The sequence below is a fragment of the Paenibacillus polygoni genome (assembly GCF_030263935.1).
Lineage (GTDB): Bacteria > Bacillota > Bacilli > Paenibacillales > Paenibacillaceae > Paenibacillus > Paenibacillus polygoni.
Genome location: NZ_CP127162.1, coordinates 824,314 through 837,014 on the forward strand (window position 1 = coordinate 824,314; position 12,701 = coordinate 837,014).

Sequence of the window (12,701 nt, forward strand, 5' to 3'; positions counted from 1 at the left end):
GTTTCTACAATGAAAAGTTTGCGAAGAATGGAGTTATTGACCATAAGTCTGCTGATGATTGTATTGACTTTGATTACAATCATTTTGTTTTATATCCAGGGTAAAGAGCGTACCCCCATAGATCACAGAAGTCCGGAGACAACCTCCGAATCCTATGAGACTAAGCAGTATGCTTATTCAGAGGAAAGTGAGGATCAGGTAAAGGAACCAGCGAATCCTTATTTTCCCAATGATCTTGCTGTGCCGCTGACGTCTGATCAAGGCAGAATTAAAGATCAGATTTCTTTTGCGATACATTCAATCCGAAAGACAAGCATTTTGATCCATACGAATGAGGGTGAAAAAACGTTTAGCACCCCGCCCCAGAATAACAGTATGATACTCGAAGCATTTGGCAGCATTAATTTATCCACTGCCAAAGCCGATATTCCTGAACCATCTAATGAGGAGATTATTTATATTCGTTTTCATGCAGAAGATGTAGTGTACTCAGTTGCTTATGATCTGAATAGTAACACCTACCTTCTAGGTGGACAAAGGTATTATGCTGCATATAACACGATAGTATATATGAATTTATTTTGCCGGCCCAGCACCATCTTAGCTACGCTCGGTGAAATGAGGATGGCGGATATGGAGACGGAAGATCCCTCCGAATATGTACTTAATAAAAGTGCTCATTACAAGGCGAATGAACTGAAGGTGCAGAATCAGAACTTTGCTGAATGGGATGATCAGATCAAGGGAGATCCTAAGTACATACAGAAGATGCATTTTTATTCGATTTGGGAAGACAAAATCAAGACCATTCTTGTAGACGAGAAAAATGGTGTTTTATTTACGGGTTTAAGTGTCTTTTTTACGAATAGCGAAGTAGAGACGGCTGATGGAATATCCATTGGCAGCAGCACGTATGATGTGGTAAGCCGGCTCGGAGAGCCTAGTAAAATGACCAAAAGTAGATGGAGCTACCAGGTGGATGAAAAGCATTATCTACATCTGTATATCAAAGACAAGAGAGTTCAGTATATGTCACTTTCATTTCTTTAGGCTGTAATCTTGATAGGTAATGTGGAAAGGAGCTATTATGTTTGACCCTACTGTTTTTGATAACTTAAAAGTAGCACTGGAGAATGAGCTGTATGATATGGACAATTTAGATCAGCGTATTCGCATTACGGGCAGAGTAGACCGGATGGAACTCGCGGTGATGTCACGATTATTTCGGATCCAGTTTCAATTAACGGACGATGACCTGATTACGGGTGAAATCGAACTTGCAGCTTCACTGCAAGAGCTGGCCTCTGAAATTTTGGAACAGAAGGGTGCAGAGCCAGGCTGTGTACTGACCATCAGATACATAATGCCAATATCAAACCCCGATAAAAACTGTCCGCAGATTCAGCAGGTGATAGAGAAAATTTGGCCAAATCAGACGCTGACCCAGACAATTAGTTACGTATACGATCCAAGGAAGTTATCGCCGATGCTCAGTACAACCGAAATATTATTCCCTCGGAAAATTAACGAAGAACAGATGAGTGATATTCCAGAACTAGCACTCTATGCCGTGCAAACGGTTCAGGAGCTGAGAGACCAAATAAAGTAATCTTTACGCAAGGTTCCCTGTGCTGAATAACCGTGCTATAATCGAGTTTTGACAGGAGGAATGAATAAATAATGGGCATTATGAAAATGAAACGCCGCTCACTTGATGCGCTGAAAGGAAACTGGGGAAAAGCCATCTTACTAACGGTCCTTATCTCCATAATTACCGTACTTATCCCAACAGCGATGGATATGCAAAGAAGTGGAGGGGTTGAGTCCTGGGTTAACGATGAGGCACCTGGGTCCCTTTTTAGTTTTGTATATGAGATTGTATTAATGCCGTTTTATGTCGGCGTAACATGGTTTTACATCAATCTTATTAGGAAAGAGAAAGCGCAAATCCGTAATATTTTTAAAATATACCAAGACGGTAGATTAACCTTAAAGTTAATATGGACGTATATTGTAATGATCTTCTTTATCCTATTATGGACTCTGCTGCTCATCGTTCCAGGAATTATTAAAAGTATTTCTTATTCACAGACGTTGTACGTATTAAGGGATCATCCTGAATATTCAGCAACCCAAGCGATCACAGAGAGCAGAAGACTTATGAACGGATATAAGTGGAAATATGTTCTGTTCCTTCTTAGCTTTATTGGATGGTTTTTGTTAACAGCAATCACTTTTGGACTTGCTTGGTTCTTTGTAGGACCTTATTTCTCAGCAGCACAAGCTGTATTCTATGATGAACTCAAAGAACAATAGATTACCTTGCGTTACCTCTTACCCTAAGACTTTTTAGAAATGAAAAAGCTGACGCCTTAGGAAACTGAAGTTCCTAAAGCCTCAGCTTTTTTTAATCCCTTGCTTTGCCGCAAGCAGAAGTTCCATCCCCATGGTAGTCGGGTTTAGATGGCTGTGATTACGAATATTTGCTAAGATCACAACACCAAAAGGCAGATCAGGACGAAAACCGATGAAACTTTGATATCCATGAGTGCCAGCACTGTGATAGAGGATTCCTTCTTGTGCATTCTGATGCCAGCCTAACCCGATTCTGAGCTGGTTATTTTTTTGGAAATAGTTTTTTTGGGTAATAGAATAAATATCAAAAATTTCCCTATTTGGATGTACACCCATATGAGCGGAAAGAAAAGTCAGCAGATCACTAGCTGTAGAACGGAGTGCACCCGTACCGGGAAAATCATGCAGCTCTATTGGTGGAGCAGCCAGGCGTCCTCTGTATCCAGGAACGAGTCTTGTCATCCCTTCGTTTGTGAGATGAATAGAAGTGTCTGGCATTTCCAAGGGGATGGTAATCATGTCTTGTACAGCATGCTCATAGGAAGTCTGCATCTCTGTAGCAAGAATATGACCAAGCAGACCGATTCCGGCATTGGAATAACGGTAAGTCTTTCCTACACTTTCCGCGGTAGCGCGCCGTAAGTAGAAAGCAGCTTCAGACAAATTGAAAGTGGAACAGGAGTCACGGCCTTTCTCAGAATCGAATAAGTTACGGATTTTTCTCCAGATTTGCTTTTCCGGAAGACCCGAGGTATGCGTCGCCAGATGACGAAATGTAACCGGTGAGTCGGGAGGGAGAAGCGGGATATATTGTCCTAACGAATCATCGATATCAAGGAACCGGTCATGATGTAAATGTGCTAGTAATGTCGTCGTGAATAGTTTTGTAATAGACCCGATTTCATAGATTAGTTCACTGTAGTTTGTCGTAGTATAGGGCTGGATATCACCTATTCCATAGACTCGTCTTTCGTTTCCGTACACGGTTCCAATAACAAGTACGGACTCTTTATGTTTGTTATAATAGGTTTCGAGATTCCGATTAACCATACTTTGGATGATTTGTGACAAATACGGACTCACGATTCGGTATGCTCCTTTGGAAAAAGTTGTATGTAGTTATTACGTTTATTTTATCTGAATTGTAACCTCGTTGTCATTCAACAGATAGGGAATTCCTTTAATCTTATATCTGGGGCTAAGAAATAACCACAAATTGTGACAATTCCTCTTTTACGTCAAGTGGAATCGACAGCGAATGTAGAAGACTATCGCGTAAAAGAATCTATTATATTATAGAAAGAAGTGACAACCTTGAGAAGACAACGGAAACAAAAACGCCCCGTATTTCGGGGAAGACAAGCAAGAAGAAGAATTCGTTATGATCGAGTATTGATCGCCGCGTTTATTTTGGCACTCTCAGTTTTTCTCATTTGGAAGATTGGAAGTTTTGCTTTAGATCGATTCCCACAAGTGGCAGAATCCTCGGTGGAAGTACAACAACCTAGTATGCTAGGGGGATTTACCGTTGTACCGATGGCGAAAAAAGAGCCTGTTCGGTTTAAGGGTAAAGTTCAAAAAGTTGCATACCTCACTTTTGATGATGGTCCAAGTAAATATACGAATGACATTCTTGATGTTCTTAAAAATAATAAAGTACAGGGAACTTTTTTTCTGGTAGGGACAGAAATACATAAACATCCGGATGCAGTGAAGCGAATGGTAGAAGAGGGCAGTTATCCCGGGATGCATACTATGACTCATGAATATAAGACCCTATACAAAAGCGGAAGTTCTGCCAACTTTATAAAAGAAGTGAAGCAGGAACAAAAGATCATTCAAGATTTGACTGGATATAAACCGTTTTTGGTTCGTGCCCCATTTGGCAGTGCTCCGCAGATCGACGAAAAGTTCCGAGGCGATATTGCAAAAGCACAGTTTAAGCTGTGGGATTGGACCACAGATTCTATGGATTGGGATTTGCCGGGTAACCCGAAACAAGTCATTGCCAACGTAAAACGAGATGTACACAAGGATGTGGAAGTTATTTTATTCCATGAGAAAGAGCAGACGCTGGAGGCACTTCCTGAGATTATCAAGCATCTGAAAAAGAAAGGGTATAAGATTGAAGTCTATAACCCGGAGAATCATCTTGTTATGAATTTCAAAAATGATTTACGTTTATAAATAGACACAGGAGGATTTAATTTTATGTGGTCAAAAGGGAAGCTGGGTACTCTGCTGATCGTATGCATGGTACTCCTTGCAGCCTGCAGTAAAGAGGATGCGCTGAATACGATGAAAACCATGGAAGATACGGTGAACACAGAAAATCAGATGCAGGAGCATCTACAGCAGATTGCGAATTTAGAAGGTCAAGATTTAGAGTTATATGATCTGATTATGGAGCAAGGGAAAGAGGCGGATGCGAAGCTGGATGATTTACTAGAAGATGCCCTTACGCATGTAGATGATCGCAAAGAGCACCTGGAATCAGCTAAACAGATTATGGATGAGGCCAAAGTGAAAAGTGAGTCTTGGAGATCGGCTTTGGATGTCTATCATAATGATGCGAAAGAGCAGGAAATGGTTCAAAAGGCAGACCAGCTGTGGAATGATTATGAAGCGCGTCAGGCGACATTCGGTGAGTTTTATGAGCAGTACAATAAGAGCCTGGCAAAAGATAAAGAGTTGTACGTCCTGCTGGAAGAACAAGATGAAGCCATTTCATTATCCAAGCTGAAAAGCAAAGTGAGCGAACGTAATAAAGCTTTTGCGAAAGCGAATAAATTGAAACAGAAATTCAATCAGGAAACGTCTGTTTTTAATAAAGAACATGAAAGTTTTGTAGCAGAAATGCAGGGGCACTTATCTAAAAATAAAAAATAGACAGGTCGAGGGCAGTCCGCACATCGTTGTGACTGTCTTTTTTATGGGCGGTCTTCAATTACATGCTGAATTCCTTCGTAAAACAGCTCTAAACGGAACTTCTACTGGTCGTATAGAGCGGGCTTCTTTATAATGTAAGTTATAATAGATAACAGATTGGAGTACATGGGCTTGAAAACATTCAAGAAAGTTTATGTTGAGATTACAAGTATCTGCAATTTAGCGTGCAGCTTCTGCCCACAGACGAAGCGACAAGCAAAGTTCATGGATTTGAATACATTTAATAACATACTTGATCAAATTAAACCACATACCCAACATATTTATTTGCATGTAAAAGGGGAACCTTTGCTTCATCCAAAGCTTGATCAGCTCCTTGATGCAGCTGATGCGAAAGGCTTTAAAGTCAATATGACGACAAATGGAACGTTAATAGAAAAGGCGAGACATCGTATTTTAGGGAAACCTGCAGTGAGACAAATGAACTTCTCTCTTCATAGTTTTGATGGTCATGAGGGAAGTGAGGATCGCGAAGGATATCTCTACCGTATCATTGAATTTGTAAGAGAAGCAGTCAAACAAGATATTATCGTTTCGTTCCGGCTTTGGAATCTAACTGAGGACAATATGACAAATTTGCAAAAACAACGGAACCGGGAAACACTAGATATATTGGAACAGGAATTTGGACTCGATTTTAAGATTGAAGAGAAAGTAACACCGGGCAGCGGTGTGAAAATCGCTAAAAACATATATCTGAATCAGGATCATGAATTTGAGTGGCCGAGTCTTGCTGCGGAAGAAGATGATGGGAAAGGCTTCTGTCATGGACTTCGTACACAGGCAGGTGTGCTCGTAGATGGAACCGTTATTCCATGTTGTCTCGATGGAGAAGGGGTAATTAACCTCGGAAATATCAATGCAACCCCATTCTCTGAGATCGTGGAGAGTAAACGTGCGAATGATTTATTTTATGGGTTTTCCCGCCGTGAGGCAGTGGAAGAGTTATGCCGTAAATGCGGTTATCGCAAACGTTTTGGTGCCGGTGCATAAAACTGATGACAGCCTCTGTCATCATGTTATTAAAGGCGTCCTTAGGGACGCTTTTTCTCATAGACTGAGGATAAGGAAAGGGAAGTATATCGAATGAATATTATGCTGAATCGACGAAAAATAAAACTGCTTTGCGGTCCCCGCTTCTATGAGCAAGGAGAATACACGTATGATTCAGGCAGTGTAGGAATGATCTTATCTGATTCAGATAAAGGACAGTTCCGAGCTGTAGTCAAAGACGGGACCAAGAATAGATACGATGTTGAAGTGAACTTAGATCGGAATGGAGATGTACTGGCCAGTTGTTCATGTCCAGCATTCCCTGTACACGATTACTATTGCAACCATATAGCGGCTGTACTCATTCAGATTAGTTATTTGCAGGAGGAAGGTACGGCTAAAGTCAGCGCTTATCCATCATTGCTGTATAACCCGGATCTTGAACTGCCGGAGGGGTACTTAACGCCAAGGATTCAGCGTGCAGATACCTCTGAACAGGCAGAAAATCAGCGAGCAGAAGACATTCTTTCTTTGTTTAGCAGCAGTCCACGTATTTCGGCGGCTGCTGCAAATACCATTTTGGATACAAGAGAGCGGCTGTCGGTCCAGTTTATTATTAAAACCGTTCCTTATGGATTTCATAAGCAAATGCTTGGTCTTGAGATGAAACTGGGTCCTAAACGATTATATATCGTGCAGCAGGTAAAACAGTTTTTAAGTCGTCTAGCGCGCAAGGAATCACATGTGTTCTCCAAACATTTCACGTATGATCCTGAGGTTCATTGCTTTTTGCCTCAAGATTACTCGGTCCTTGCTGAACTCATTCATCTAGAGCGTCAAGAAGAGATGTATCTGGAGTCACTAGGCGGATATCCGGGAATAGGAAAAGCCCGCACACAAGATCGAATGCTGCTGATCCCGCCGCTGGCTTGGGAGAAAGTTGCTCCGCTACTATCGAGAGCCGGAGATGTTTATGTACAGCAGGGAGAGGAACTGTTCAGCAGTTTTTCGCTGCCTGATCAGACGCTTCCTCTTGATTTTGAATTTTCGAAAGCGTTAGATCACAGTGGATTTCAGCTGGAAATACCGGGACTTCTTCAGATGATCGTTCTAAGAGATTATTCTATGGTGCTTCATCGCGGTGTTTTTTATAAGATTCCAGAGCAATCTGCTCATCATTTAGCAGGACTTAAGGATAAATTAGCAGCTAAAAAATCTCCTGTACTTCGTATTCCTTCCGAGCAGATGGGACCTTATATGGAGAAAGTTGTACCAGGACTTATGCGCCTTGGCCGCGTGCATGTGGGGGAAGAAATTTCGAGTCAGATGGTAAAAGTTCCGCTTAAAGCTCGGCTGTATTTAGACCGAGTGAGAGAGAAACTGCTCGCAGGGCTTGAATTTCAGTATGGAGATGTCATGATTAATCCGCTGGAGGAGAAAGAGCGTACTCCGGCAGGCCGTATCCTCGTTCGTGACAAGGTGCAGGAGGAACAAATCCTGCGGCTCATGGAAAGCAGCAGTTTTGCAAGAACGGAAGCAGGATATTATCTGGAAGATGAGGATGCAGAGTTTGATTTTCTGTACTACACCATGCCTCAGCTTGAGCAGCTTGTTGAGGTGCTTGCCACCTCCGCGGTAAAAGTGAGGGTTGTCACCGCACCGGTGATTCCTTTCATTCGTGCTCATTTGGATGAAAGAACGGACTGGCTTGAATTCAAATTTGATATCAAGGGAATCCCGGATGATGAGATCAAAGAAGTATTAACGAGTGTGGAGGCAAAACGCAAATATCACCGGCTCAGAAATGGAGCGTTACAGCCGCTGACAACTCCTGAGTTTCAGGAAATGGTGAGGCTGATGAATGAGATGGGATTCCGTAAGGGAGATTTAAGCAGAGGAGAAGCCAAACTTCCTGTGTACCTTGGTTTGTCACTGATGGACAGGCAATCAGAGCAGATTGAGATAAGCGACACCCTCCAGCAGTTCCTTGAAAATCTCGCCCATCCTGAGAAGATGAACGATCCGGTACCTTCCTCTCTGAATGCGGAACTTCGTGATTATCAGAAGACAGGCTACAGATGGATGAAAATGCTGGCTTCCTATGGTTTCGGCGGAATTTTGGCTGATGATATGGGACTTGGAAAAACCCTGCAAAGCATCACATTTATTCTGTCAGAGATAGACACCATGCGCGAACACAACATGCCGGCACTCATCGTGTGTCCCGCTTCGCTTGTATATAACTGGCATAATGAACTTAGCAAATTTGCTCCTGGTCTTCGAACCGTCATTGCAGATGGAAGCAAAGGAGAACGGGGAGATGCCATTCGTCAGATGAGTGAAATAGATGTGGTCATTACCTCGTATCCACTGCTTCGAAGAGACGGCAATCTGTATGCGAAGCAGCAGTTCCATATCCTCGTTCTCGACGAAGCGCAGGCATTCAAGAATCATTCGACACAGACGGCACAATCGGTCAAACAGCTTTCAGCAAAACATCGATTTGCACTCACCGGTACTCCGATCGAGAATAACCAGGAAGAACTATGGTCCATTTATGATGTGGTTTTTCCCGAATTATTCTCCGGAAGAAAAGCTTTTCAGGAGTTGTCTAGAGAATCGATTGCGAAGCGGATCCGTCCATTTCTGCTGCGCCGGGTAAAATCCGATGTACTGCAGGAACTGCCTGATAAAATCGAATCTCTGCAAGCTTCTGAGTTATTGCCAGAGCAGAAAAAGCTGTACATTGCATATCTAGCTAAGCTGCGGCAAGAGACGGTAAAGCATTTAAATGAAGAAGGATTTCAGAAGAACCGTATTCGAATTTTAGCAGGGTTAACGAGACTGAGACAGCTTTGCTGTCATCCGGCTTTGTTTGTGGAAGGATATCAAGGAAGTTCTGCGAAGTTTGAGCAGCTGATGGAACTAATTGAGGAGAGCCGCAGTGCAGGAAAACGAATCTTGTTATTCTCTCAGTTTACCGAGATGCTCGGAATCATTGGCAGAGAACTTGGATATCAAGGAATTCCGTTCTTCTATCTGGATGGTCAGACACCAGGACAAGAAAGAGTGGAACTCTGCGAGCGGTTTAATCAAGGTGAAAGTGATCTTTTCCTGATCTCGCTGAAAGCAGGCGGGACAGGGCTTAATCTGACGGGTGCTGATACCGTGATTTTGTATGATTTATGGTGGAATCCCGCAGTTGAAGATCAAGCAGCAAGCAGAGCACACCGTATGGGGCAGAAAAAGGTAGTTCAAGTCATACGTTTAGTGACCCAAGGAACGGTAGAAGATAAAATGTATGAACTTCAGCAGCGCAAAAAGAATCTAATCGAAGAAATTATACAGCCTGGGCAAGAAGCCGTTTCCCCGCTCAGTGAGCATGAAATTCGTGAAATTCTTTCAATAGAATCAATTTCATAACTCATTAAAATGATGAATTTGTAACTATATATAGACAAACAAAACCATTTTGATCTATATATCCCCCTGATTAAAGCAACTAAAGGTATTATGAAATTGATTCAATATAGTGTTAAATAAAAAAAGGATAGGGACAGGGCATAATTGCCTTGTTCCTATCCTTTTTGATCTATAACGAAATATATCCGCATGAAGCTTTAGTTAAGCTTCGATTTATTTTGTTGTTGCTCAATTTTAAGCTTTTCTGGTGTAACATCTTCACCATTGGGATCAACAATGGTAAGCCCGGAAATAGTGGACATCACTTGTCCGCGGATAGCTTTCAGATATTCTTTACGCAGGACTTGCTGCTCAGCAAGCTCTTCCTCAGTCAAGCCTTCTGTTTTTTGCTTGCGGCTCAGTTCGTTAATTCTATTAATTGAAGGGATGATCATTCTTATCTACCTTCCTTTCATGTAACAGTTGTATATGACAGTTTACTTGAAGTATTAGTAATATGCAACCTGAAGATTAAAAAATGGGCGAGTTCCTTTTGTCAATGGAGCATGACATTTATCATACATTATCACTGACGTTTATGACTTACCCATATGACAGTCTCCCCATATAATTAAGGTATTATATGCGTAGAGCTTACGCGTGAAGGAGTTCATGCCATGTCTGCATCCTTTAAAACTCAATTAAAAAAAGAAGTAGCCCCTTATGAGAAAACAGAACTGAAATCCAGTATCATTCAAATGATTAATACATTGGTACCTCTTTTTTTACTCTGGTATCTAGCCTTTGAAAGTCTCACGGTTTCCTATTTTATAACTTTGCCTCTATGTCTGATCGCTGCCGGGTTTGTCATTCGTGCGTTTATTATTTTTCACGATTGCTGTCATGGGTCTTTCTTTAAAAGCCGCAAGGCGAACGATATCGTAGGTACACTGCTTGGTGTCATTTCCCTTACTCCTTATATGCAGTGGAAGTATAGTCATTCGATGCACCATGCAACCAGCGGTAATCTGGATAAGCGAGGAACAGGCGACATCTGGATGATGACAACCGAAGAGTATCAGTCATCTAAATGGATGACGAAATTGTATTACCGCTTGTATCGTAATCCCATTGTTTTGTTCGGAATCGGCCCGATCGCTGTATTTTTGCTTCAATATCGTTTTAATCGGAAAAATGCAAAACGTAAAGAGCGTATGAATACGTATTTAACGAATCTGCTGATTGCAGCCGTTTACGCTGCTTTGTGTCTTATAGTAGGCTGGGAAGCTTTCTTACTGATTCAAATCCCTGTCTTTTATTTTGCAAGTATGCTGGGCATCTGGCTCTTCTATGTACAACATACTTTTGAAGATTCCTATTTTGAAAATGAAGAAGATTGGTCTTATGTTCAGGCAGCCGTAGAAGGCAGCTCATACTATAAACTTCCTAAAGTATTGCAGTGGATTACAGGAAATATTGGTTTCCACCATGTGCATCACCTAAGTCCAAGAGTGCCGAATTATCATTTGGAGGAAGCACATAATGCGACACCTCCTCTGCATAAAGCGACGACCATCACCGTGGCAACCAGTCTAAAGGCCATGCGGTTCCGGCTTTGGGATGAGAAAAGCAAACGTTTTGTCACCTTTAGAGAATATAAGAAAGTGCTTCGTGAGCAGAAGCGGGCGCTAGCTCTTAATGAGATCCGCAAGGATCAGGTATCTACTTCAGCGCCTGTCAGTTAAAGCACAGGATATGATACAATATTTCATAAGCTAAAAATGAGAGAAATGACTATAGATGCTTGGAATCTATAGTCATTTTTTCTTGATATTTCTGAATAGAAGCAGGTGTGAGTTCGTGAGTATGATGCATCGTTGGCAGGACGTTTTCCGCAAGAATACGGGTCTTAATCCGTATGTATGGTTAGTATGTTTCATCCTCCCTTTTTACTTTATCATCGGCTCCTCTTCCAAAGGATATGTCGTGTTTGGTATCCTGGCGATTATGTTGTTTTTTGCATCTAATTTGCTGGGTCTTGTGATGAAGGGGTGGCCGGTATATATCTGGTATGGGCTGCAGATCGCCATCTCTATTTTAATGGCAGTTATTTTTGGATTTGTTTATTTCTCTTTATTTCTCGCTTTTTTTATTGGTACGATTCAAAATAAAGCCGGCTTTATTACGTTATATACCATTCATTTAGTCGGTACCTTTGCCACTATCAATTATTTGCTGGCGTCCGCTAATCTTGTCGTGATCACACAGCTGCCTTTTGTACTGATTAGTATGATCGCTGTTATTCTATTGCCTGTCAGTACATATAACAAGAATAAACAAGACGCGCTTCAGGGTCAGCTAGAAGATGCGAATAAACGGATATCGGAACTGGTCAAACAGGAAGAAAGACAGCGGATTGCAAGAGATTTACATGATACACTGGGGCAAAAGCTTTCGCTTATTGGTCTCAAGAGTGAACTGGCGAGTAAGATGATCACCCGTAATCCAGCTCGAGCTCAGGAAGAGATGAAGGATGTAACACTAACAGCGAGAACCGCTCTTAAGGAAGTAAGAGAGATGGTCACCCAGATGAGAGGTACCCGGTTTGAAGATGAATTGTTCCGTATTAGGCAGATTCTGAAGGTTGCGGACATCGAGCTCTTGATCGAAGGAGAAGATAATCTGACAGGGGTCTCCCTTATGGCAGAGAACGTGCTGGGTATGTGCCTGAAAGAAGCTGTTACGAATGTCATTAAACATAGTGAAGCAAGTATATGTGAGATTAGAATCCAACCGGATCATACCGAACTTGTTATAACCGTAAGAGATAATGGAAAAGGGATGAAAGACGCGCCTGAACGAATTCGCGGTAACGGACTTCGGGGAATGAAAGAACGGTTGGAATTTGTTAACGGCAGTCTTGCGATCACCTCAGAAGAAGGGACCAAGCTGCGAATTGCAGTGCCCCGGGCCGTTCAGCGTCAAATGTGAGAGGAGTTTGA

At 42.0% G+C, this 12,701-nt stretch carries 11 protein-coding genes; 9 read left to right on the top strand and 2 right to left on the bottom strand.

Annotated features, from left to right (window positions below):
* The first annotated feature begins 9 nt into the window (after window positions 1-9).
* The 3 genes from QPK24_RS03910 (at window position 10) to QPK24_RS03920 (ending at window position 2,316) form a co-directional block, all read left to right on the top strand.
* Window positions 10-1,050, top strand: a complete 1,041-nt coding sequence (locus QPK24_RS03910) for a hypothetical protein (protein ID WP_285746359.1) — start codon at window positions 10-12, stop codon at window positions 1,048-1,050.
* 37 nt (window positions 1,051-1,087) lie between these two features.
* A complete protein-coding gene (locus QPK24_RS03915) occupies window positions 1,088-1,609 on the top strand; it encodes a hypothetical protein (RefSeq protein ID WP_285746360.1) in 522 nt (173 codons plus the stop codon).
* Between the two features lie 71 nt (window positions 1,610-1,680).
* Window positions 1,681-2,316: a DUF975 family protein gene (locus QPK24_RS03920; protein WP_285746362.1), complete on the top strand. Its 636-nt coding sequence runs from the start codon at window positions 1,681-1,683 to the stop codon at window positions 2,314-2,316.
* Window positions 2,317-2,397: 81 nt separating this feature from the next.
* Here QPK24_RS03920 and QPK24_RS03925 read toward each other — a convergent pair whose 3' ends face one another.
* Complete coding sequence (locus tag QPK24_RS03925; RefSeq protein ID WP_285746364.1) at window positions 2,398-3,438, bottom strand: serine hydrolase domain-containing protein; 1,041 nt, start codon at window positions 3,436-3,438, stop codon at window positions 2,398-2,400.
* A gap of 231 nt (window positions 3,439-3,669) precedes the next feature.
* On the opposite strand from QPK24_RS03925, the gene QPK24_RS03930 reads away from it, so the two are divergent.
* The 4 genes from QPK24_RS03930 (at window position 3,670) to QPK24_RS03945 (ending at window position 9,720) form a co-directional block, all read left to right on the top strand.
* Complete coding sequence (locus tag QPK24_RS03930; RefSeq protein ID WP_285746366.1) at window positions 3,670-4,542, top strand: polysaccharide deacetylase family protein; 873 nt, start codon at window positions 3,670-3,672, stop codon at window positions 4,540-4,542.
* Window positions 4,543-4,566: 24 nt separating this feature from the next.
* Entirely contained in the window at window positions 4,567-5,244 is a 678-nt protein-coding gene (locus QPK24_RS03935; RefSeq protein WP_285746368.1) for a YkyA family protein, read from the top strand.
* A gap of 171 nt (window positions 5,245-5,415) precedes the next feature.
* Window positions 5,416-6,297, top strand: a complete 882-nt coding sequence (locus tag QPK24_RS03940; RefSeq protein WP_285746370.1) for a radical SAM/SPASM domain-containing protein — start codon at window positions 5,416-5,418, stop codon at window positions 6,295-6,297.
* Window positions 6,298-6,390: 93 nt separating this feature from the next.
* Window positions 6,391-9,720 (top strand): DEAD/DEAH box helicase, encoded by a 3,330-nt coding sequence (locus tag QPK24_RS03945; protein ID WP_285746373.1) that lies wholly within the window; start codon window positions 6,391-6,393, stop codon window positions 9,718-9,720.
* Between the two features lie 197 nt (window positions 9,721-9,917).
* Here QPK24_RS03945 and QPK24_RS03950 read toward each other — a convergent pair whose 3' ends face one another.
* A complete protein-coding gene (locus tag QPK24_RS03950; protein ID WP_160033935.1) occupies window positions 9,918-10,154 on the bottom strand; it encodes a DUF896 domain-containing protein in 237 nt (78 codons plus the stop codon).
* Window positions 10,155-10,376: 222 nt separating this feature from the next.
* On the opposite strand from QPK24_RS03950, the gene QPK24_RS03955 reads away from it, so the two are divergent.
* Window positions 10,377-11,444 carry a Delta(5) desaturase DesA gene (locus tag QPK24_RS03955; RefSeq protein ID WP_285746377.1) on the top strand — a complete coding sequence of 356 codons (1,068 nt, stop codon included), beginning with the start codon at window positions 10,377-10,379 and terminating at the stop codon, window positions 11,442-11,444.
* A 124-nt stretch (window positions 11,445-11,568) separates the two neighbouring features.
* A complete protein-coding gene (locus QPK24_RS03960) occupies window positions 11,569-12,690 on the top strand; it encodes a sensor histidine kinase (protein ID WP_285749077.1) in 1,122 nt (373 codons plus the stop codon).
* Window positions 12,691-12,701: the final 11 nt, after the last annotated feature.